A 22,265-nucleotide genomic window follows, 5' to 3' on the forward strand; every position below is an offset into this window, starting at 1 on the left:
CTCAAACGCTGCTGAGCAAAAGGCTGGTTTCGCTATTTGAGACGCCGTCTATCATGCGGACCTCTCGCAGCACGCGATCGAAATCCGAGAGGCTTCCGGCGCGGATGTTTGCCACAAGGTCCCAATTGCCGTTGGTGGTGTGCAGCGAGGAAATCTCTGCGATGCCACGCAGCTTGCGGATGACCTGCGTGGTGGATTTACCCATCACCTCTATCATCATGACCGCATGCACCGCCCGGTCATCATAATCCTCGCGCACCCGCACGGTGAAACCAAGCAGCGTGCCGGTTTCCGTCAAGCGGTCCAGCCTGTTTTGAACCGTTCCGCGCGCCACACCCAGCACATCCGAGAGCTTGGCCAGCGAAGCGCGGCCGTCGACCCGCAGATGGGCAATGATTTGCCGGTCGAGCTCATCAGGTATGTATTTTGCGATGCTCATCTGAATATCTGACAGAATTGACAACTGGACTGAACATATTGTTCAAAATAGTTTCAGAAACAACAAGCTTCTGCGATTTCGGTTGAACAGGCACAGTGGATATCTTCGCTCCAGCAAGTGAGGAGTTGCCCAGATGCCCCTGTCCCCGTCCGCAAAAGCCCTGATCCCTTTCGTCAGTGTCGAGAACATGATGCGCCTCGTGCATCATATCGGCATCGAGCAGATGCTCGTCGAGCTTACCGATGCCATAGAGGCTGATTTTCGCCGTTGGCAGTGCTTCGACAAGACCTCGCGCGTCGCCTCCCATTCGCGAGAAGGCGTCATTGAGCTGATGCCGACGTCCGACGGCGAAATCTACGGCTTCAAATATGTAAACGGCCATCCGAAAAACATGGCCGATGGGCTTCAGACAGTCACCGCCTTTGGCCTGCTTGCATCCGTCTCCAACGGTTATCCGGTACTTTTGACGGAGATGACCCTGCTGACGGCGCTGCGCACCGCCGCCACCTCGGCAATGGCCGCCCGGCATCTGGCGCCGAAGGGCACCCGGGTCATGGCGATGATCGGCAACGGAGCGCAGGCGGAATTCCAGGCGCTGGCAATGAAGGCGGTGATCGGCATCGAGGAAGTACGCCTTTACGATATCGATCCCCGCGCCACTGAAAAGACGGCCGCGAACCTGAGTGGGAGCGGCCTGACCGTAGCCCCGTGCAAATCGGCCCAGACCGCGATCGAGGGCGCCGGCATCATCACCACCTGCACCGCAGACAAGCAATATGCGACGATCCTGACCGACAATATGGTCGGCGCTGGTGTACACATTAACGCCATCGGTGGCGATTGCCCCGGCAAGACGGAACTGCACAGGGATATTCTGCTGCGCGCCGATACCTTCGTCGAATACCCGCCGCAGACGCGCATCGAGGGCGAAATCCAGCAGATGGACCCGGATTATCCGGTGACCGAGCTTTGGAAAGTGATCCTTGGCGAAGCCGAAGGCCGGCGAGACGCGCGCCAGATCACCCTGTTCGACAGCGTCGGTTTCGCCATCGAGGATTTCTCCGCGCTACGTTACGTGCGCGGAAAACTTGAGGGCTCCAGCTTCTATCAGGAGATCGACATCATCGCCGATCCCGATGACCCACGCGACCTCTTCGGCATGCTGCAACGCGCCCGGAGCTGAGGATGAAAACGATGAAAAAAACCTATTCCATTCAGGCTCCGGCCGCAGTCGTCATGGTGCGGCCGCACCATTTCACGGTTAATACCGAGACCGCAGCCGACAACCGCTTTCAGGCGACACCGGCCAGCGGCGAAGACCTCAGCGCGATTGCCCATCGTGAAATCACCCGCGCCGCTCAAATGCTGGAAAGCCATGGCGTAGCAGTGCACCTCTTCGAGGACGAAAGCACGCGGACGCCCGACTCGGTCTTTCCCAACAACTGGTTTTCCACCCATGCGGGCGGCCATGTCGCCATCTATCCGATGAAGGCGGAAAGCCGCAGGCTTGAGCGCCGCCAGGATGTCATCGAGATGCTGAAGAGCCGCTACCGCGTTCAGGACATCATCGATTATTCCGGCCTTGAGCCCGACGGCCTTTTTCTTGAAGGCACAGGCGCCATGGTGCTCGATCACATCGACCGTGTCGCTTACGCCGTGCGCTCCGACCGCACCGATCCGATTGCGCTCGAACGATTCTCGACCCATTTCAACTTCGAACCGATGGTATTCGATGCCCGTGACGAGGCGGGCGTGCCGGTCTATCACACCAATGTCCTCATGTGCATCGGCACGGATTACGCGATGATCGGTCTCGACATGATCGCCGACGAGAACCGTCGCACGGAAATCGTTACCCGGCTTGAACGTTCGGGGCGGCGGGTCATCGGCCTCAGCAACGCTCAGATCCGCAGCTTCGCCGGCAATGCGCTCGAGTTGCAGGGCCGCGATGGCCGCATCCTTGCGCTCTCAACCACGGCATACGCCTCGCTGACGGCGGAGCAGGTAGCCGCAATCCGCGAAAGCGCGGTTCCAGTGGCGCTGGATATACCCACCATTGAAAAGGCCGGCGGTTCGGTGCGCTGCACGCTTGCCGGTATTCATCTGACACCACGGTAAGAAATCGGAATGCAAGCGCAGGAATCTCTGCGCTTGCATTTTTATACCGCCATGTTGCCCAGCTTCGATCAGAAGGCCAGCTGGACCTTCATCGATTTGCTTCTGTCGCCGGCGGCCTCAAAAGCCGCGACCGCCTCTTCCAACGGGAAGGTTCCGGTCAGCAGCGGCTTCAGGTCGACCCGGCGCTGGTTGATGAAATCGACGGCAAGTCCGAATTCCTCGTGGAAACGGAAAGTGCCTTTCATTTCGATTTCCTTGGCGACCACCATATTCTGCGGAATGGAAACATCGCCGCCGAGACCGAGTTGAACCACGGTAGAGCGCGGTTTCAGCGCTTCGAGACCCGAACGCACAGCCCTTTCGTTTCCAGAAGCTTCGAACTGGACGTCGAAATAGCCCTTGTTTGCCGAATAGGCGGAAAGCACGTCGGGGTCGCTGGCGACATTGATGACCCGGTCGGCACCAACGGCGAGCGCCTTTTGCAGTACCGCATCCATGACGTCGGTCGCAACGATTTCCCGGGCGCCATGGGCACGGGCCGCGATGATAGCCAGCGCGCCGATCGGCCCGCATCCGGTGACCAGGACCCGCTTGTCGGTCAATGCGCCGGCGCGGTGGACACCGTGCAATGTGACCGCGAATGGCTCGGCCATGGCCGCTTCATGGATGGAGATGCCATCGCGCACCTTGTGGCACTGGTATGCCTCGGCGATGAGGCGCTGGCGGAACGCGCCCTGAATATGCGGCATGGGCATGGCGGAACCATAAAAACGCATGTTCAGGCACTGGTTCTGCTGGCCCTTCAGGCAGAATTCGCAATGGTTGCAGGGCCGGCTCGGCGAGACGGCGACGCGGTCGCCGACGGCCAGATGAGAAACGCCCTCCCCCAGAGCCTTGATGGTGCCGGCCACCTCATGGCCGAGGATCATCGGTTCGCGCACCCGCACCGTGCCGAAGCCGCCGTGATTGTAATAATGCAGGTCGGAGCCGCAGATGCCACCTGCCTCGATCGCCACATCGACCTGTCCCGGGCCGGGCTGTTCCGCCTGCCGTTCCTCGATCCGCAGGTCCTTGGCTCCATGGATGACAACCGCTTTCATATTCGCTCCTCCCATAAAGGCGGGCTTGGCGGCAATTGCCGCCGAAGCCTATTGTCTTTGGATCTGTCTCAGATATCGACCACGAGGCCCTTGGCTTTCAGCACCGCCTCGAGCTTGCTGACCTCGATCACCGACTTGCCCTGCTTGTAGGCTTCGATGTAACCGGCCTCGGCATCTTCGCGGGCCTGCGAAAGCTTTGCGGCTTCCTGTGCTTCCTCGCGTCTCACGACAACCAGCCCGTCGGCGTCACCGACGATGATATCGCCCGGATTGATGATTTCGCCGCCAACGATGACCTGATCATTAACCGCGGCAATGGTTTCCTTGACAGTGCCCTTGATGCAGACACTGAGCGAGAAGACGGGGAAGCCGAGATCCCGCAGCTGCAGCGTGTCGCGCACGCCGGTGTCGGTCACCAGGCCGCCGATGCCTTTTGCGAGGCAGGCGTTGGCGAGAACGTCGCCGAACGAACCGGCTTCTTCATATTCACCGGCGGAAACGACGATGATGTCGCCCGGCTTGGCGTAGTTGATGGCAAGCTGCAGCATGATGTTGTCGCGCGGCGCGCATTTGACCGTGAAAGCCGGGCCGCACAGCTTCATGCGATAATCGACGGGCTTCAGCCGCGAGGACAAAGCGCCGCGACGTCCCTGCGCCTCATGGATCGTGGCGGGAGAGAATTTGGCAAGAGCGTCGACATCCGCCTGGTCCGGACGCTGCGCGATATCTTTAATGTGGATCATGAAAACCTCCCACGTTGAAACTGTCGGCGAGAACGTCTCGCCGACCGATGATGGTTTGAATTGCTGGTATGATGGCCGAAGCTGAGCCGGGGCTCAGGGGATCGGATCGAACTTCAGTTCGGAAAGAGGCACGACCTTGTCGGTGCGTGTCATCTTGTATTCGGTGTTCGGGCCAAGCCACTTGTCCCAGATACGGTTGATTTCGCCATCCGCATCGAGCTTGCGAAGGATTTCGTTGATCTTTGCGGTCAGCGCCGGATTGTCTTTGGCCATGCCGATGCCGATGGGCTGGAAGAGCATCGGCTCTTCGATCATCCGCATCTGCTTGCCCTTGGTCTTGGATTCGTTGACGAACTTGGTCATCGTCATGGTGTTGCCAACGATGCCGCGCGCCTTGCCCTGCTGGACGGCGAGGTAAGCGGACGCCGTATCCTGGAATGTCAGCGGCTCGGACTTGTTGAGCTTGACGGACATTTCCGAAGTGGAACCCTTGCTGGACGCGATACGCTGGCCGACGAAGTCGGACTTCTTGGTGCCGGGGTCGTCAACCGGAACAATCAGCATTTCCTTTGCCAGATAGTAGGGGTCGCTGAACTGGATCTGTTCAGCGCGGCTCTGGGTGTAGGCGAGATTGGCAACCGAGAGATCGACGCGGCCAAGCTTGACTTCGGGAACGCGCGCTTCAACGGAAACGGGCTTGATCTCGGCCTTGACGCCGAGTTCCTTGGCGATGGCGCCGCACAGATCGACGTCGAAGCCGGCCATTTCGCGCGTCTTCGGATCCGGCGAGGCAAAGGGCGGCACGTCTGCGAATGTCGCGCAGCGTAGCGTCTTGTTCGCAATGATCGTGTCGAGCTGGTCGGCCTTGGCCGGCAGGACCGCGGCGGAGGTCGCCAATGCGGCGGTAAGAGTGATGGACTTCCAGTTCATTTCAGTTCTCCCTGTTATTATAGAGGATAGGTCCTAGTGTCTCAGATCGGCGAGGAACCGCTGGGCACGGGGATGTTGCGGATTTTTGAAAAACTCTTCGGGTTTCGCCGTTTCGAGGATGCGGCCGGCATCGATGAACCAGATGCGGTCGGCCACTTCACGGGCAAAGCCCATTTCATGTGTCACGCAGAGCATGGTCATGCCTTCGGCAGCAAGGCTCTTCATGACGGCGAGCACCTCTCCGACCATTTCCGGGTCGAGAGCGGAGGTCGGTTCATCGAACAGCATGACCGGCGGCTCCATGGCAAGCGCTCGCGCAATGGCAACGCGCTGCTGCTGGCCGCCGGAAAGCTGGGCGGGATAGGAGCTGGCCTTGTCGGCAAGTCCGACACGATCGAGAAGCTTCAACGCCTTTTCATGTGCGACCGCCGGGGAAACACCCTTCACCCGGATCGGCGACATCGAGACATTCTCCACCACCGAAAGGTGCGGGAAGAGGTTGAAACTCTGGAAGACGAAACCCACCCGGCTGCGCAGCGCGTTCAGTTCCCTGGCGCGCATCTGGGCATGGATGTTCTTGCCATCCAGCATGATCGAACCACTACTGATCTCTTCCAGCCGGTTGATCGTGCGGATGAGGGTGGACTTGCCGGAACCCGATGGCCCGCAGATGACCACGACTTCGCCACGGGTGACGTTTTCGTTGACATCCTTGAGCACCTGATAATCGCCATAGCTTTTGCAGACCTGCGAAAGCGTGATGGTGTAGGCGTCCTGAGTGGCGGAAACTGACGCGGTCATAGCTGCTCCGTAACAATATTGGCGGGGGCCGGTGCCGTGTCGGCGGCGAGCTTGCCGCGCGGACCGGCCCGCCGGCGGGCGATACGCCGCTCGAGACGATTGGCGACATGGGTCAGCGACCAGCAGATGATGTAATAAACAAGCGCCAGAATGAGGAAGACCTGGAAGGGCTGGGTCAGGAGCTGGTTGTTCACCTGGTTTGCCGCAAATGTCAGGTCCGGCACATTGATGACGTAGCCGAGGGTCGTGTCCTTGATGGTGGACACGAAGGTCGAGATCAGGCTCGGGATCATATTATAAAGCGCCTGCGGCAGGATGATATAGCGCATCGCGCTGAAATATCCGTGCCCCAGTGCACGCGCCGCATCCATCTGCCCCGCCCCAGCGATACGATGCCGGCGCGGACGACCTCACTCATGAAGGCGCCCTGATAGACGACGAGCGTTGCCAGCATGGTGACGAAGCTCGGCACATCGGCCCCGGTCCAGAGCGGAACGAGAAAGTAGCTCCAGAGAATGAGCATCAGCAGCGGCACGCCACGCGTAAAATAAACCACGGCAGTGACCGGCCAGCGCAGCAGCCGCCATTTGGACAGCCGCGCAAGCGCCATCAGAATGCTGACGGGAAAGGCAAGCGCGATGCTGAGCGCCGAAAGGATGAGCGTGTTGGCAAGGCCGCCGAGCGGCCCGTTGGGATATTGGCCGATCAAGAGGAGCAGCCAGTAGTCCTGGATGATTGCGATCATGTCGTGGATCATGCCCGGGCCCTCCGCAGAGGGTCGGCACGCATGGAGATATAGGCTCCGAGACCCATGATCAGCAGCGAGAAGAACAGGTAAAGCACGGTGGCGACCAGATAGACCTCAAACGTCCGGAAACTCAGATTTTCGACTTCCTTGACGGCATGGGTAAGCTCGGGCGCACCAATCAGAACGCCGAGACTGCTGTTCTTGAACAGCGAGGTGCTGTGATTGATCAGCGGTGGCAGTGCATTGCGAACGCCCTGCGGCATGATGACGAAACGCATCGCCGAGACATAGCTGTGACCAAGCGCGCGTGCCGCTTCCATCTGGCCGGGATTGATGGAACGCACGCCCGAGCGCAGATCCTCGCTGAAATAGGCCGCCTGACAGAGGCCAAGGCCGATGATGGCGAAGATCGATTCCGCGTTGTGGCTCGACAGCCAGTTCCCCAGTCCGCTTGGCAGCAGCGTGAAGATACCGAAATACCAGAGCATGAGCTGCACGAGTGTCGGAACGTTGCGGTGATAGGAAACATAGGCCGCCACAAGCGGATCGCCGAACCGGAAGGGTGACAGGCGAATGGCAAGCAGAACGACCGCCAGTGACATGGCGAGTAGCCAGGAGCCGGCATAGATGATGAACGTCATCTGGATGCCATGCAAAAGCATCGAGACGTAGTCCGCATTGCTCAGAATTGCCCAGAGGTCGAAACCGCTCACGCGACTTTACCTCCAGAGCCGCCCGTCGCTGCCGGATATCCCACAGTCTGGGGCTTGGCTGTCTGCAGCCCGCCCATGACCTGCAGCGTCGGGGTAATTTCCATATGGCCGATATTCATGGAAACGGGTGCGGCGATGGCGAATGCGATCGCATCGGCGATATCGGACGCCTGCGGCAGTTCGAAACCATCGATGAAACGCTCGCGAATGCTCGGATCGTCGCCATGAACATGATTGAAGATGTCGGTTGCAACACGGCCGGGGCAGATTTCCGTCACCCGCACGCGCCTGCCGAAAGCATCGAGACGCAACTGGTTGGACAACATCGCCACGCCCGCCTTGCTGGCGTGATAGGTCGAGTTGCCGCCGAAATTATAATTGCCGGCGATGGATGAGATGTTAATGACATGGCCGCGATCGCGCGCCACCATGCCAGGCACCACCATGCGGCACAGATGAAGGACGGCGCGGAGGTTGACGTCGATCAGAAGATCGATATCGCCCTCATCCGCTTCCAGAAACTTTTTCGGGCGGTCGACGCCGGCATTGTTCACGAGGACATCGAATGCGACTTCGCTGGTGAGTTTTGCAAGCGCCGGCCGATCCGTCACATCTATGGTATGGACGAAGCAGCCCGTGCGCTTCGCCAGCTGGTTGAGAGCGTCAGCGCTTCTGGCAACCGCATGGACTTCCAGCCCCTCGCGGCAAAGCCGCTCAACAACGGCTGCGCCAATTCCGGAAGATGCGCCGGTAACGAGTGCGGTCTTGTAGTCTGAGAATGGCATGTTTGTCCCCTATCGTTGACCAAACATTAGTGAAGCTTTCACCGCTTGCCTAAGACCGATTTTTTTTGGAGTAATAAGCAACTTGTATGGATGAGTGAGACAACATCGCTTTCGCCGATGCGACAGCCCAGCCTCTGGAGATACGCGCCTCGCGCGCGAACCCCACGGTCTAGGAGAACCTTCTAGACAACCGGCGTCGGCAAGTCATTCCCCGCAAAATGCGCATCCAGATTGGCAAGAACCAAAGCACCCATTTGAAGCCGCGTCTCATGGGTCGCGGCACCGATATGGGGAGCCAACACGACATTGCGCATACCGATCAGTTCCTCGGGAACATGGGGTTCGTTCTCAAACACATCGAGTGCCGCGCCCTTCAGCCCCCCGGATGACAGAATATCCACCAGCGCCTTTTCATCCACGAGGGAGCCTCTGGCGATATTGACGAGAACCCCGTCGGGGCCAAGAGCTTCCAGCACCTCGCGGTTGATCGCGTGTTTCGTCTCTGGCGTTGCCGCCGCCGCAACGATCAGGACATCGCAGGCACTGGCGAGCAAAACCGGCGTCGGATGATAGTCATAGGCCACGTCCCGTTTTTGCCGGCTGAAATAGGAGATTTCCGCATTGAAGGCTTCCAGCCGTGTGGCGATGGCGCGGCCTATGCGGCCAAGGCCATAAATGCCGTAGCGCCGCCGCGACGCCTTGTTGCCGAGCGGCAGCTCCCCTTTTTTCCACTCTCCGGAGCGGACATGGTGATCGGCGCGCACAAGCTGGCGCAGCAGCATGATGGAGAGGCCGATGGCCAAATCGGCCACGTCTTCCGTCAGCACATCCGGCGTGTTGGTTACCCTGAAACCGCGCGCCCGGGCCTGATCAAGATCGACCTTGTCGAAACCGACACCGTTGATGGCGACGATTTCGAGAGCGGGGAGACAGGCGGCAAGCTCGGGGTCGACGCCGATATGGCCGCCGGTGACCACAGCCTTTATCGAAGCCGCCTCTGCCTGCAGAAACGCCTGCTTGTCGGATATTTCATGCCAGCGGTGGACCCGGAAGCGTTTTTGCAGCTCGGCCTCGATCTGCGGCTGAAGAGGGTAGGTTTGCAGAAGATCAGGCTTCATGCGCGCTCCTCACCCGCGGCCGACGAATGGCATGCCGCTCGCCATCACGGTCATGGTCAGCACGTTTGCTTCAAGCGGCAGCGACGCCATGTGCAGCACAGCCTTTGCAACGATGCTCGCATCAATGGTCGGCTCGACAGCGGTGCTGCCATCGGCCTGCAGCACACCTGTTGCCATGGCGCGCGTCATTTCCGTGCTGGCATTGCCGATATCGATCTGACCGCAGGCGATGTTGAACGCCCGTCCATCGAGCGCGGCGGACTTGGTAAGTCCGGTGATCGCGTGTTTGGTCGCCGTGTAAGGCGCTGAACGCGGCCGCGGGGTGGTGGCGGAAATCGAACCGTTGTTGATGATGCGCCCGCCCTGCGGAACCTGCGCCTTCATCTGTCGAAACGCCGCCTGGGTGCAGAGAAAGGCGCCGGTGAGATTGACCCCCACCACGGCGTTCCAGGTTTCGAATGGTACATCCTCGATATGGACCGCCGGCGCCGACATGCCGGCATTGTTGACCAGAAGGTCCAGACGGCCAAAACGCTCGTTGACTTCCGTAAAGAGCCGTTCCACGTCGGCGGGAACGGAAATATCGGCCGCCACGACCAGAAGGCGGTCGCTGTAGTCGCTCCATTCGGCAGAGGCGGCTTCGAGAACCTCCCGCCGCCGCCCTGTTATCGCAACGCTGTAACCATCCTCCAGCAGAGCTGCGGCAATCGCCTTGCCGACGCCTGTTCCTCCGCCCGTGACGAGCGCGATCTTTCCTTTACTCATGCCGTTTCTCCTTCCAGCTCGTCTTCGACATGCGCCTGAATGATATCGGCGAAGGATGTTTCCGCGCGAAAGCCGAGCGAAAGTGCCAGTTGCGGATCGTAATCCTCAGCCCAGCCGTCGACGATCCGGATGATCCGCTCGTCGGGAACACGCTTGATAAGAGAAACCGCCTTTTCCCCGGCAAAGACGCGCAGCGCCTCGATCTCGTCTGCAACCGTGGCCGAAAGCCCCGGCATGATGAGATTGCGGCGAACGCCAAGCCCGAAAGATCGATGGTTGCCGCGCGCAGCAGGAAGGAGACGGCAGAACGCGGGCTGGCGAACCAGTGCCGCACGGTATCGGCAACGGGCAGCACCGCTTCCTGCCCGACCAGCGGTTCGCGCAGAATATTGGAGAAGAAACCGGAAGCGGCCGCATTCGGCTTACCGGGACGAATGCAGATGGTTGGCAGGCGGATGCTGACGCCATCGAAGAAACCGCGGCGGCTATAGTCCGAAAGCAGCAGTTCGACGATCGCCTTCTGCGTGCCGTAACTTGTCAGCGGCGCCGTCAGGAATTCGTCGCCGATCACCTTGGGGAAAGGCGATCCGAAGACGGCCAGCGACGAGCAGAAGACCACCCGGGGCCGGTATCCATCCTTCTGGTGTTTGAGCCTGATAGCTTCGAACAGTGAACGCCCGCCATCGAGATTGATGCGATAGCCTTTCTCGAAATCGGCCTCCGCCTCGCCCGAAACCACGGCGGCGAGGTTGAAGATCACATCCGGCCGTTTTGCGACCAGCTTTTCGGCCACGCCGGTATTCGACAGATCGCTGCGCTCGATCGTCACCTTGCCGCCGAACCCCTTCGGCACTGCCGGCTCGAAAACATCCGTCAGCGTCATTTCGGTGATCTTCACACCGCCAAGCGCGCCATCCGAAGCAAGGTGCTGCGTCAATTTTCGGCCGATCATTCCGGCCGCGCCGATTATCAGGATATGCATGATTTCACCTTTGATTGACCGGCGGGGCCGGCTCGATTGAGTTTTCAGTCATCGTCGCCCTGAAAAACGACCTCGCGGCGACGCATGATCGCCGGCATCGCCATCATGATCACGACGATGGCGGACAAAGCGAGCAAGGTGGCGCTGATCGGATGGGTGACGAATGTCGAGAAGCTACCCTGCGAGATCAGCAGTCCAAGGCGCATATTCTGCTCCAGAAGCGGACCGAGCACGAAGCCAAGCACCAGCGGTGCCGGCTCGCAGCCGATCTTGCGCAGAAAGAAGCCGACAATGCCGAACACCGCACAGAACAGAACATCGACGACGCTGTAGGACAGGCCAAAGGCGCCGATTGCGCAGAACATCAGAATGGCCGGGCACAGGAAGCGGTAGGGAATACCGAGAAGGCGAACCCAGATGCCGATCAGCGGCAGGTTCAGCACAAGGAGCAGAAGATTGCCGACCCACATGCTGGCGATCAGACCCCAGAAAAGATCGGGCCGCGACTGCATGACTTCGGGTCCCGGCGTGATGCCCTGGATCATCATCGCACCGACCATCAGCGCCATCAGGCCGTTGGCGGGAATGCCAAGGGTTAAAAGCGGGATGAAGGAGGTTTGAGCACCGGCATTATTGGCGCTTTCCGGCCCTGCCAGCCCTTCGATCGCGCCCTTGCCGAAACGGGACGGATCCTTGGCGATCTTGCGTTCCAATGCGTAACTCGCGAAAGAACTCATGATGGCGCCGCCGCCGGGCAAAACGCCAAGGAAAGAGCCGAGCGCCGTGCCGCGCAGGACGGCCGGAAAGGCCTGCCTGAAATCCTCTCTCGTCGGCATCAGCGATCCGGTCTTTACCGCCCCGAATCCCGCTCCACGCCTTGCTGCAGGTTGAAGAGGATTTCACTCACGCCGAGGAGACCGATGGCAAGGACGACGAAATCGATACCGTCGAACAGTTCGGCCATGCCGAAGGTGAAACGCTGCTCACCCGATGTCGGGTCGATGCCGACCAGACTTAAACCGATACCGAAGGCAACCATGCCGACCGCCTTGACCGGCGATCCGCTGGACAGGAAGACGGCAAACAGAAGGCCGAAGATCACCAGACTGAAATAATCGGCCGGTCCAAAGGCGAGCGCGACCGCGGAAAGCGGCTTTGCGACGACGACGATCAGAACGGTCGCCACCGTACCGGCAAAGAATGATCCAAGCGCCGCCGTGGCCAGCGCCACGCCCGCCCTGCCCTGCCGGGCCATGGCATATCCATCGATGCAGGTGACGACGGACGAGGATTCGCCCGGCAGATTGACGAGGATCGCCGTCGTCGAGCCGCCATATTGCGCGCCGTAGAAAATGCCCGCGAGCATGATCAGCGCTGCCGTGTCCGGCATCGTGTAGGTGATGGGCAAAAGCAGTGCGACGGTCGCGGAGGGACCGATGCCCGGCAGGATGCCGATCATCGTGCCGAGCGTAACGCCCAGCAGGCAGTAGAAAAGGTTGACCGGCGTGACAGCGACACCGAAACCGAGAACGATATTGGCAAGAAGATCGGTCATGGCAGCAGGGCAATCCTCTGTCCGAGGCCCACAACAAAAATGAGGATGCAGGCAATGATGAGCACCGCGGAAAGCAGAAGGACCTCAACCGGGCGAATTCTTCCGTAAGCGATGCAGGCGAGCACGATCAGCACGAAGGCGGCGGCAACGAAGCCCAATGGCTCGATAAGCAGCGCAAAGCCGACAATTCCGGCGACAGCCAGGAACGGGCGAAGTTTCGGCGCCTCCCACACCTCGGACCGGGTCTTGCCCAGCAGATCCTGCAAAATCAGCGCCATGCCGAGCGCGAACATCAATACCGCGATGACCGTCGGCATATAGCCGGGTCCGGGCTGGAAATTGGTGCCCATGCTCAGCGGCCGCGCGCCGTAATAGAGCCCGGCGGCAACGACCAGGAAAAAGGCTCCGGACAGAATATTCGCCGTCAGTTTCGAGCCGGTCTTATGTTCGGCCATGATTTTCTCCTCCCCTCATTGAGGAATACGCCGTGCCTTGCGACACGGCGTATTCAAACGTCAGCCAGTCGGATCAATCCGCCCAGACGCATCCCTTTGACCGCATCATTTCATAACGATCCTCGATATCCATCTTGCCTTGGCGGTGCAGTTCCATCATGTGGTTCTCGTGGTCGTCGCGCTCCCGGCACGATTTGACGAGCTTTGCGATATCCTTTTCACGAACGACGACGACGCCGTCGTCATCGCCGCAGACGATATCGCCGGGGCTGATCAGTTCACCGCCGACCACAACCGGATGGTTGATGGTGCCGAGCGTATCCTTCGAGGTTCCCTTCATGCAAAGACCGAGGGAAAACACCGGGAAACCGATCTCGCGCAGCCCTTTGCCATCACGCACGGCGGCGCTGACGACAAAGCCGACGATGCCCTTGCCGATGCAGGCAGCGGCCAGCACATCGCCGAAGCCGCCCTGATTGGGATTATCGCCGCCATCGATGACCAGCACGTCGCCGGGCTTTGCAAGGTTGATGGCTTCGAAAATCATCAGATTGTCGCCAATATGGCATTTCGCAGTAATGGCCGGCCCGCAGATTTTCAGGCCGGGCTTGATCGGCTTGATGCGATAATCGAGCGCACCAAGCTTGCCCTGCGCCTCATGAATGGTGGCGGGGCTGAATTTGCTGATCGCTTCGATATCGGACTTGGAGGGGCGCTGGAAATTGCGGATCACATGGGCCATTGGCCGGGTTCCTTTCACTATTCGGTCATGCCTGGGCCACAGGCCGGCCCAAACGTCATTTCGATTGAGAGTGGGAAAGCTGCCGATCCCGGCCGCTTATTTTGTCCAGAGCTTGCTTTTCCAAAGCTCGGCCAGATTGGCGTTGCCCTGCTTGAGCGCGTCTGCGAATTCGACCTGGGTCAGCGGCAGCATGGTCAGTTCACGCTTCTTGGCGTCGGCAAGATAGTCGGGGTCCTTCAGCGCCTTCTGGAAGGCATCGACCAGCTTGGCCTCGACATCCGCGGGCAGGCCTTTCGGTGCGCCGAAACCCGCAAGCAGGCTGAACTGAACATTGTAGCCGGCCTCCTTGAATGTCGGCACATCAGGAGAAAGCGGCGAACGCTCGGCACCGGAAGTCGCAAGCACGCGAAGGGCACCGGAGCGATTGTCGGCGAAGACCTCGTTGAGGTTCATGAAACCGAGCGTGACGTGATTGCCGAGCATGGCAAGCCTTGCGGGACCACCGCCGTTGAAGGGAACGAAATTGAGCTTGACGCCCGCCGCATCCTCAAACAGCAGCGCCGTGATCTGGCTCGGATGTCCGATGCCCGTTACGCCGACGACGACCGGATTTGCCTTGGCCGCATCCACAAATTCCTGGGCGGTCTTGATCGGCGACACCTTGTTGACCGTCAGCGCCAGATCGCCGCCGATCTGGTTGGCGAGCGGCGTGAAGGCATCCGCCTTGTAACTGGCATTGCCCTGCACGATCGGTGAATACATGGACGGGAAATTCAGTGCCCCGATCGTGTAGCCGTCGGGCTTGGCATTGGCGATATAGGTCGCCCCGATGAGGCCACCCGCGCCTTCGCGGTTTTCCACCACGACAGATGTGCCGAGGTATTTTTCGAGATAGGGCACGAGCGCCCGCGACTGGATATCGGTGCCGCCACCGGCTGGATAACCGATGACGAGCGTCACCGGCCGCTCCGGATATTCCGCAGCCGCCCCTCCCGCAGCCAGGATTCCCGCAGCCGCCAGCACGCTCAACAGAGATGTTTTCAAACGCATATCTTTTCCTCCCCGATACGCTTTCATCCGGGAGGCTAGAAAGAAGCCATCAATAACACAAATACCGAGTTTTCAACTTACCCATACAAATCGTTTATGGGTTAAGGGACGGCTCGCGCCTTGCCACCGCCCGCAACAGGTCCCGGAACAGCCTGAACGTCCGCTCATCCACCTCCCTGCTCTTCAGGAGATGAATGGAGCGATAGATGACGGGATCCGTGATATGGGCGGCCTGAAGCTGACCGGCCTCCTGCTCCTGCTGCACGGAATTCCACGACAGGATCGTCGCACCAATACCGGCATTCACGGCGCGTTTGATCGTATCCTGCCCATCGATTTCCATCGTCACATTCAGGTTAATACCGGCGCGGGCGGCAGCCTCATCTATCGATACGCGAAGCGGGTTGTCCTTCGGCGGCAGGATCAGGTTAAGCCTTGCCGCTGCCTCAAGCGGCATGGAGCGGCCTATGGGTCTTGAGGACACCGCAAACAGGCTCTCCTTGACGATGAGATCGTCGGCCTTCTCCTCCGCGCCGACCAGTGCGACGGCCATATCCACCTTGCCGAGGCGAATGAGGCGCAGCGACTCGTCATTGCGTGCCTCTATCAGCCGCAGCGACACCTTGGGCATTGACCCGGCAACCTCGCTGATGATGTTCGGCGCAAAGGCGGTGGCCCAGGAGGGGATGAGGCTCAGCCGTATCACCCGCTCATCCAGATAGGCCATGGCCCGCATTTCCGCCTCTGCCTGCCGGACTTTCTCCGTAATCTCCCGCGCATGGACAAGAAGGATTTCGCCCTTCTCCGTCGCCTTCACACCGCGCGCCAGCCGGTGAAGCACCGGAAACCCCACCAGCCGCTCCAGTTCCGTGATGTGATGGCTGAGCGCGGGTTGTGCAATCCCCAATTGCCGCGCCGCCGCCGACATCGAGCCGCAATCGACAATCGCGACCAGATATCGCAACCTGCGCAAATCCAACATGCCCGCTTCACCTCCCAGGTTCAAAACGCGATCATGACATCAAACCGCCGCCCGGGCCTAGGGCAAAAAGACCTTTGTCGGGCGGTTCGGCTCTCCCGCCACCTTTCCGGGCGCTTGGTAGAGCGGCGATGGGGTAAGACAAGATTCTTATGGTAGCCGGCTATGGCTTTTCTCCGCCCTTCCACCATGACACGGTCATGGCTGCGATGGGGAGCGCGATGGATCCTAAAAAAGGTATTTTGTTCAAGCTGGCGGCCATGCTGGCATTCACTGTCATGTCCGCCTGCGTGAAGGGGCTGGACGGAGCGATCCCGGTTGGCGAAGTCGTCTTCTGCCGGGGCTTTTTTGCCCTCATTCCCCTCTGTTTCTGGTTTCTTGCCTCCTCCGAGCGAATAACCATTCCGGCCGCGAAAAATATCGGCAGACTGCTTGCGGGCAGCTCGGCCGGGCTCGGCGGCATGTTCTTCGGCTTTCTGGCGCTTGCGTATCTGCCGCTGGTGAATGTGACGGTGCTGAGCTACACGACCCCGCTTTTCACCATCATGCTGGCGGCGCTGCTGCTGCGCGAAAAAGTGCGGATATACCGCTGGTCCGCAGTGCTGACCGGCTTCATCGGCGTCTTCATCACCCTGTCGCCGAACCTCGTCCTAGATGCCGCCTCAGGCCCCGCCCAGATCGACAGCATCGCCATGATCGGAACGGCGCTGGCGCTGACCGGCGCACTTTGCGCCGCCTTTTCCTCCATCGCCGTCCGCCACCTGAACAGTATCGAAAAGCCATCACGCATCGTGCTCATCTATACGCTAGCGGGTGTCGTCGCCGGCTTCGCCACGATCGGATTTGGCTGGAAGATGCCGGATTTTCACCAGTTCCTGCTGCTCGCCGGCGGCGGGCTTGCCGGCGGCATCGGCCAGATCACCATGACGCTCAGCCTGCGCCACGCCCAGGCCTCGCTGCTGGCGCCCTTCGACTACACCACAATGATATGGGCAATCGCCCTCGGTTATCTCTTCATGGCCGAGGTGCCGACGGGCGCGACGATTGTGGGTGCACTCACCGTCATCGCCGCCGGGCTGTTCGCCATGTGGCGTGAAAACCGACTGGCGAAACAGGCTGTTAGGGAGCCGACAGCGTCAGCTGTTCGGTGACGCGCTTTTTGTGCAGCCGCCTTTCGCGCCACAGCGTGAACAGGCCGGCGGCAACCACGATCGAGGCTCCGAGAAGGGTCGTCAGCGCGGGCACCTGATCCATGAAGGTGTAACCGATCAACAGCGCCCAGATCATCGTGGTATAATCGAAGGGCGCCAGCAGCGAAGCCTCCGCATAACGCAGGCTGAGCGTCACCAGTATCTGCGCGATACCGCCGATGAGACCGGTTCCGATCAGCAGGGTCCATTGCCAGACAGTCGGCATTTTCCAGCCCATGCCGATGCTTGCAAAGCCGATGACCGTCGTGAGGAGCGTGAAATAGAAGATGATCGCGCCGGTATTTTCGCTTTGCGTCAGATGCCTTATCTGGATCATCGATATGGCGGAGAAAAAAGCGGCGGCCAGACCGAAAAGACCGCCGAGCATGGCAACGCTCGTGCCGGAAGAGATATCGGAAACATCGAAGGAAAAATGGGGCGACAGGATAAGCACAATGCCGCACAACCCGAAAACCACCGCCGTCCAGCGATAAATCCTGACGACCTCCTTCAAAAGAAAGACCGCCAGAATGACGGTGAAGAGCGGCGTGGCATAGCTGATGGCAGTCGCATCGGCGAGCGGAATGTAAGAAAGCGCCAGATAGCTGAAAACCATGCCGCCGGTTCCGGAAAAACTCCTCACCAGATGCCCGCCAATGTGACTGGTGGCGACCTGTTGGCGAAATCCGCCCTGAACGGCCATCCACAGACAAAGCGGCAGCATGGCCACCGCCGATCTGAAGAAAACGACCTGCCCGATCGGTATCTCGCCCTTGAGACCGCTGATACAGGCGCCCATCAGCACCAGAGCGAGGGCAGCGGAGATTTTAAGGAGAATGCCTTTGCGGGAATCCATGGTTCGTTCCTCTGGACGTCTTTGAACCGTTTCACCACGCGGGGCCGGGATATCAAACCTCAAACCCGTGTCCATAGAAACTTCGTCTGACCCCATCAATGCTGCCCACATGGTAGCTATTGCTGATGAAATGGGGTGCGGACTCCGATCCGTTTGCCTGCCGCCTTGGGGACGAAAAAGACGTTGGAAACCAATATGGATCTGGAAAAGATCAAGAAACTGATCGAGTTTGTCGGCTCTTCGCGAGTGTCCGAATTGACCGTGAGCCAGGAGGGAACCACGGTCCGGATCATTCGCGACAACAGCGCCGTTTCACCGCCATCGCCGCAGCCCAAGGCTTCTCCGATGACGGAAGCGGCACCCGAGACGCCGCGCGCCGAAGAACAGGCACCGGCATCCGCCGCAGCGGCTGCGGGACCATCCGGCATCGTCACGGCACCCTCATTCGGTCTTTTCCATCGCGCCCCAAGCCCCGGCACGCCGCCTTTCGTCGAAGCCGGCGATGAGGTTGCGGAAGGACAGGAACTCTTCATCATCGAGGCCATGAAAGTCTTCAGCACGGTCAGGGCGGAACGAGGCGGCAAGATCGCCCGGTTTCTGGCCAATGACGGCGAAGATGTGGAACTCGGACAGCCGGTGCTGGAGTTCGAATGATGGATGCGTCACTTCCAAAGGCAGCAGCCGAACAAAGAGCATTCGACAGCGTCCTTATCGCCAACCGCGGCGAAATCGCACTCCGCGTGCAGCGCGCCTGCCGTGAACTCGGCCTGAAAACCATCATGGTCTATTCGGAAGCCGACAAGGATGCGGATTACCTGAAAGCGGCCGATACCGCCATCTGCATCGGCCCGGCCTCTCCCGGCCAGAGCTATCTGAATGTGCCGGCAATCCTGCTTGCCATGAACCTGACGGGTGCCGGTGCGGTTCACCCCGGTTATGGTTTTCTGTCCGAAAGGGCATCGTTTTCGCAAGCGGTGGAGGAAGCGGGTGCGGTTTTCATCGGTCCACGCGCCGACGCCATCCGCACCATGGGTGACAAGATCGCGGCCAAGCGGGCGATGATGGAGGCCGGCGTGCCCTGCGTTCCCGGTCCCGATTCCGCCCTGCCGGATGACATGGCGGAGGTTTCGAAAATCGCTGCCGAAATCGGCTATCCCGTCATCGTCAAGGCAGCCGGCGGCGGCGGCGGGCGCGGCATGCGTGTCGTGCACGAGGCCTCTGCTCTTCAGGACGCCGTCCTCGTCACGCGGGAAGAGGCAAGCCGCGCATTTGGAACGCCGGAACTCTATATCGAGAAATTTCTCGAACATCCCCGCCATGTCGAAATTCAGGTTCTCTGCGCTGGCCAGGGCGGCGGCGTATGGGTGGGTCTGCGCGATTGCTCCATGCAGCGGCGACACCAGAAGGTCGTCGAAGAAGGTCCGGCCATCGGCATCCCGCCCGATGTCGCGGCTTTCGTCGGCAATCGCTGCGTCGAAGCCTGCCGCCAGATCGGTTATCGCGGCGTCGGCACCTTCGAGTTTCTTTACGAGAACGGCGAATTTTATTTCATCGAGATGAATACCCGCCTGCAGGTCGAACATCCGGTCACGGAAATGACCTCGGGTGTGGATCTGGTACGCCAGCAACTTCTCGTCGCTCTCGGCCATCCACTTGAAATCTCGCAGGAAGACATCGTCTGCGAGGGACATTCGATCGAGTGCCGCATCAATGCCGAGGACCCCTACAACTTCGTTCCCTGCCCCGGTCTGATCACCCAGCTTCACCTGCCGGGCGGACCCGGCGTGCGGGTCGATACGCATGTGACGGCGGGTTATCGCGTTTCGGCGCATTACGATTCCCTGATCGCCAAGCTCATTGTCCATGCGCCGACGCGCGAACAGGCGATCATGCGCATGCAGCGCGCGCTTGGCGAAATACGCATCGAAGGCGTCTCCACCAACCTGCCGCTGCATCGGGAAATATTGCAAGACCCGGCCTTCTCCGAAGGCGGCACTGATATCCATTACCTCGAACATTGGCTTGCAGCGCGGAGTTCAAAATGAAGCGACAGTCTGTTTCGATATCCCGCTACAGCGAGCCGGGCATCATTGCCGATCTTGCCGCTCACCTTGAGCGCAACAACGTATCCGCCATCGAAATAGAGACGCCGGATGGGTCACTGAAGATCGTCGCCATGACAGGGGGCCAGGCTCCTGCCGCACCACGGCCCGCTGAGACTGCCAGGGCGTCGGCAAAGACGGGGGAAATCCTTGCCCGCGCGCCGATTGCCGGCATCTTCACGCCAGCGCATCCGCAACGCCCCGACCGTCCGGTTCAGACAGGAAAATCGGTTGTGAAGGGAGAAATCGTTGCATTCGTGACAGTTGGACCGGTGATCGTTCCGGTAATCGCCGACAAGGCCGGCACCGTCACCGAAGTGGTGGCAGAGGCCGGCGCGCTTGTCGGATATGGCTCTCCCCTTCTCAAGACCGAAGCATGATGGTGACGTCGATGAGCAATACCTCGCTGAAAACGCCCCACCTTTCCCCCGCCCATCTGGGCCTGCCGAAAATCTCGATGATCGGCAACAAGACCTTTCTGATCGAAGCACCCGGCGAACTGGATTTGCCCGCGCAGCGGCGCATCTGGGCGCTGACGCGCGCGCTGAAGGACCGCCCCGAGGTGCTCGAACTCATACCCGGCATGACCAACCTCCTGATCGTGCTACGTCGCACGCCGGAGGATGCCGGGCGTTTGCAGGACGAGCTTCTCGACATCTGGCAACGCACCAGCGAACTTGATCTTCTGGGCAAGACCCTCGAGGTGCCGACGACCTATGGCGGTGAGCACGCCATCGACCTTGCCGCGATCTGCGATTATTCGGGCCTGCCGGACAGGGAAGTCGTGCGCCTGCATTTCGAGCAGACCTATACGGTTTTTGCCGTCGGCAGCGCGCCTGGCTTCGGTTATCTCGGCGGTCTTGATCCGCGCATTTTCATGCCACGCAAGAAAGTTCCGTCGCTTCGCATGTTGAAGGGCATGGTGACCATCGGCGGCATGCAATCCGGCATCTCGGTTCTGACCGGGCCGAATGGCTGGAATTCGCTGGGTTTCACCGAAATCACCATGTTCGACGCCACGGCCGAGCAGCCGGCGGTGCTTTCGCCCGGCGACAGGGTTCGTTTCCTTCCTGAAAGGATCGAACTATGATCCATATTCTTGCCTGCGGTCCGCTGAACACCGTCCAGGATCTCGGCCGCGCGGGCTACCGCAATATCGGCATCACCGCCACGGGCGCGATGGACCCCATCGCGCTCAGGGTCGGCAATATCCTCGTCGGCAACGGCGAAGATGCCGCCGCGATTGAAATCCAGACCTTCCCTTTCCGCATCGAATTCGAAGAGGCCCTGACCTTCGCGGTCACCGGCGCGGATTGCGCGGCTCGGCTTGATGGCGCGGATCTGCCGCCCTACTGGTGCACTCGGGCTGAAAAAGGTCAAATACTTGAGCTTTCGACGCCGCTGAAGAATGCCCGTGCCTATCTTTGCCTTCAGGGCGGCATCGATGTTCCCGTGGTGATGGGATCGCGCAGCACTTCGCTTCGCGGCTCCTTCGGTGGCCACGAAGGACGCCATCTCGCCACCGGCGACAGGCTTGCGCTTCTGCCATCCGAGGCCTCGCCACTGCCCGCAAACGGCCTTGGCGTCATGCCGCTTGCCGATGCGATGCCGGATATGTTTCCGGTGTCCGACAATGGTGAATTGCTGCTGCGCGCCATTCCCGCCGCCGAACACGATCTTTTCGGCGAAGGTGCGGAACGTTTCTGGTCCGAAGCCTGGAAAATCACCTCGCAGAGCGACCGCACCGGCTACCGGCTTGCCGGCACGCCACTTATGCTTTCGGCTCCCGTCGAATTACGTTCCTATGGCGTCATTCCGGGTGTGGTTCAGGTGCCGCCGGGCGGCGAGCCGATCATCCAGATGAGCGACGCCAATACGGCCGGCGGTTATCCCAAGATGGCTGGCATCATCGACAGCGATCTGTGGCGGCTCGGACAGGCGCGCATCGGCAGTCGCATCCGCTTCGTACAGGCGACGGTACGTGAGGCGCTGGAAGTCGAACAGGCGATCGACGCCTATTTCGCGGATATCCGCAAGACCCTGCCGCTGGTCACCGCCGCACTCGGCACGTTCACAAGACGATAATTCTGAAAA

22 protein-coding genes and 3 pseudogenes are annotated in these 22,265 nt (G+C 60.2%); 8 read left to right on the top strand and 17 right to left on the bottom strand.

Going from position 1 to position 22,265, the window contains the following annotated elements:
- Position 1: 1 nt before the first annotated feature.
- Complete coding sequence (locus G3A56_RS21215) at positions 2–439, bottom strand: Lrp/AsnC family transcriptional regulator (protein WP_003497825.1); 438 nt, start codon at positions 437–439, stop codon at positions 2–4.
- Positions 440–572: 133 nt separating this feature from the next.
- On the opposite strand from G3A56_RS21215, the gene G3A56_RS21220 reads away from it, so the two are divergent.
- Both G3A56_RS21220 and ctlX read left to right on the top strand, forming a co-directional pair.
- Complete coding sequence (locus G3A56_RS21220; protein ID WP_082185274.1) at positions 573–1,622, top strand: ornithine cyclodeaminase; 1,050 nt, start codon at positions 573–575, stop codon at positions 1,620–1,622.
- An 11-nt stretch (positions 1,623–1,633) separates the two neighbouring features.
- Positions 1,634–2,557 carry a citrulline utilization hydrolase CtlX gene (ctlX, locus tag G3A56_RS21225; RefSeq protein ID WP_082186024.1) on the top strand — a complete coding sequence of 308 codons (924 nt, stop codon included), beginning with the start codon at positions 1,634–1,636 and terminating at the stop codon, positions 2,555–2,557.
- A gap of 68 nt (positions 2,558–2,625) precedes the next feature.
- On the opposite strand, the gene G3A56_RS21230 is transcribed toward ctlX, so the two are convergent.
- From G3A56_RS21230 to G3A56_RS21300, 15 genes and pseudogenes are all read right to left on the bottom strand, one after another.
- Positions 2,626–3,657, bottom strand: a complete 1,032-nt coding sequence (locus G3A56_RS21230) for an L-idonate 5-dehydrogenase (RefSeq protein ID WP_082185273.1) — start codon at positions 3,655–3,657, stop codon at positions 2,626–2,628.
- 68 nt (positions 3,658–3,725) lie between these two features.
- Entirely contained in the window at positions 3,726–4,400 is a 675-nt protein-coding gene (locus tag G3A56_RS21235; protein WP_003497832.1) for a 4-carboxy-4-hydroxy-2-oxoadipate aldolase/oxaloacetate decarboxylase, read from the bottom strand.
- 93 nt (positions 4,401–4,493) lie between these two features.
- Positions 4,494–5,330, bottom strand: a complete 837-nt coding sequence (locus tag G3A56_RS21240) for an ABC transporter substrate-binding protein (protein WP_082185272.1) — start codon at positions 5,328–5,330, stop codon at positions 4,494–4,496.
- A gap of 33 nt (positions 5,331–5,363) precedes the next feature.
- Positions 5,364–6,131 carry an amino acid ABC transporter ATP-binding protein gene (locus tag G3A56_RS21245; RefSeq protein ID WP_003497836.1) on the bottom strand — a complete coding sequence of 256 codons (768 nt, stop codon included), beginning with the start codon at positions 6,129–6,131 and terminating at the stop codon, positions 5,364–5,366.
- Positions 6,128–6,888: pseudogene (locus tag G3A56_RS21250) on the bottom strand (amino acid ABC transporter permease). The gene G3A56_RS21245 and the pseudogene G3A56_RS21250 overlap by 4 nt, the downstream one beginning before the upstream one ends.
- On the bottom strand, positions 6,885–7,592 hold the full coding sequence (locus G3A56_RS21255) for an amino acid ABC transporter permease (protein ID WP_003497839.1): 708 nt from the start codon (positions 7,590–7,592) through the stop codon (positions 6,885–6,887). The pseudogene G3A56_RS21250 and the gene G3A56_RS21255 overlap by 4 nt, the downstream one beginning before the upstream one ends.
- On the bottom strand, positions 7,589–8,377 hold the full coding sequence (locus tag G3A56_RS21260) for an SDR family oxidoreductase (RefSeq protein WP_082185270.1): 789 nt from the start codon (positions 8,375–8,377) through the stop codon (positions 7,589–7,591). Before G3A56_RS21260 ends, G3A56_RS21255 begins: the two co-directional genes overlap by 4 nt.
- 182 nt (positions 8,378–8,559) lie before the next feature.
- Entirely contained in the window at positions 8,560–9,495 is a 936-nt protein-coding gene (locus G3A56_RS21265; protein ID WP_082185269.1) for a 2-hydroxyacid dehydrogenase, read from the bottom strand.
- 9 nt (positions 9,496–9,504) lie between these two features.
- The gene (locus G3A56_RS21270; protein WP_082185268.1) at positions 9,505–10,260 is read right to left on the bottom strand and encodes an SDR family oxidoreductase; all 756 of its coding nucleotides are present in this window, start codon (positions 10,258–10,260) and stop codon (positions 9,505–9,507) included.
- Positions 10,257–11,242: pseudogene (gene denD, locus G3A56_RS21275) on the bottom strand (D-erythronate dehydrogenase). The gene G3A56_RS21270 and the pseudogene denD overlap by 4 nt, the downstream one beginning before the upstream one ends.
- Before the next feature lie 44 nt (positions 11,243–11,286).
- A pseudogene (locus tag G3A56_RS21280) lies at positions 11,287–12,797 on the bottom strand (tripartite tricarboxylate transporter permease).
- Positions 12,794–13,252, bottom strand: a complete 459-nt coding sequence (locus tag G3A56_RS21285) for a tripartite tricarboxylate transporter TctB family protein (RefSeq protein ID WP_082185265.1) — start codon at positions 13,250–13,252, stop codon at positions 12,794–12,796. The pseudogene G3A56_RS21280 and the gene G3A56_RS21285 overlap by 4 nt, the downstream one beginning before the upstream one ends.
- 73 nt (positions 13,253–13,325) lie before the next feature.
- Positions 13,326–13,994 (bottom strand): 4-carboxy-4-hydroxy-2-oxoadipate aldolase/oxaloacetate decarboxylase, encoded by a 669-nt coding sequence (locus tag G3A56_RS21290; RefSeq protein WP_003497850.1) that lies wholly within the window; start codon positions 13,992–13,994, stop codon positions 13,326–13,328.
- A 96-nt stretch (positions 13,995–14,090) separates the two neighbouring features.
- Positions 14,091–15,044: a tripartite tricarboxylate transporter substrate binding protein gene (locus tag G3A56_RS21295; protein ID WP_082185264.1), complete on the bottom strand. Its 954-nt coding sequence runs from the start codon at positions 15,042–15,044 to the stop codon at positions 14,091–14,093.
- A gap of 94 nt (positions 15,045–15,138) precedes the next feature.
- Complete coding sequence (locus G3A56_RS21300) at positions 15,139–16,026, bottom strand: LysR family transcriptional regulator (protein WP_082185263.1); 888 nt, start codon at positions 16,024–16,026, stop codon at positions 15,139–15,141.
- 218 nt (positions 16,027–16,244) lie between these two features.
- Here G3A56_RS21300 and G3A56_RS21305 point away from each other — a divergent pair, with 218 nt between their 5' ends.
- A complete protein-coding gene (locus G3A56_RS21305; RefSeq protein ID WP_082186023.1) occupies positions 16,245–17,174 on the top strand; it encodes a DMT family transporter in 930 nt (309 codons plus the stop codon).
- Here the strand turns inward: G3A56_RS21305 and G3A56_RS21310 are convergent.
- Positions 17,143–18,069, bottom strand: a complete 927-nt coding sequence (locus G3A56_RS21310; RefSeq protein ID WP_003497859.1) for a DMT family transporter — start codon at positions 18,067–18,069, stop codon at positions 17,143–17,145. The two genes, G3A56_RS21305 and G3A56_RS21310, sit on opposite strands and share 32 nt — an antisense overlap.
- 195 nt (positions 18,070–18,264) lie before the next feature.
- Here G3A56_RS21310 and accB point away from each other — a divergent pair, with 195 nt between their 5' ends.
- The 5 genes from accB to G3A56_RS21335 are packed head-to-tail and all read left to right on the top strand — an operon-like array spanning position 18,265 to position 22,256.
- Positions 18,265–18,723 carry an acetyl-CoA carboxylase biotin carboxyl carrier protein gene (gene accB / locus G3A56_RS21315; protein WP_082185262.1) on the top strand — a complete coding sequence of 153 codons (459 nt, stop codon included), beginning with the start codon at positions 18,265–18,267 and terminating at the stop codon, positions 18,721–18,723.
- Entirely contained in the window at positions 18,720–20,114 is a 1,395-nt protein-coding gene (gene accC, locus G3A56_RS21320) for an acetyl-CoA carboxylase biotin carboxylase subunit (protein WP_082185261.1), read from the top strand. Before accB ends, accC begins: the two co-directional genes overlap by 4 nt.
- A complete protein-coding gene (locus tag G3A56_RS21325; RefSeq protein ID WP_082185260.1) occupies positions 20,111–20,551 on the top strand; it encodes an acetyl-CoA carboxylase biotin carboxyl carrier protein in 441 nt (146 codons plus the stop codon). The genes accC and G3A56_RS21325 overlap by 4 nt, the downstream gene beginning before the upstream one ends.
- Positions 20,548–21,261: a 5-oxoprolinase subunit PxpB gene (pxpB, locus tag G3A56_RS21330; protein ID WP_082185259.1), complete on the top strand. Its 714-nt coding sequence runs from the start codon at positions 20,548–20,550 to the stop codon at positions 21,259–21,261. The genes G3A56_RS21325 and pxpB overlap by 4 nt, the downstream gene beginning before the upstream one ends.
- The gene (locus tag G3A56_RS21335) at positions 21,258–22,256 is read left to right on the top strand and encodes a 5-oxoprolinase subunit C family protein (protein WP_082185258.1); all 999 of its coding nucleotides are present in this window, start codon (positions 21,258–21,260) and stop codon (positions 22,254–22,256) included. The genes pxpB and G3A56_RS21335 overlap by 4 nt, the downstream gene beginning before the upstream one ends.
- The last annotated feature ends 9 nt before the right edge of the window (positions 22,257–22,265 follow it).

Source organism: Rhizobium oryzihabitans (assembly GCF_010669145.1).
In the GTDB taxonomy this organism is placed as follows: Bacteria; Pseudomonadota; Alphaproteobacteria; order Rhizobiales; family Rhizobiaceae; genus Agrobacterium; species Agrobacterium oryzihabitans.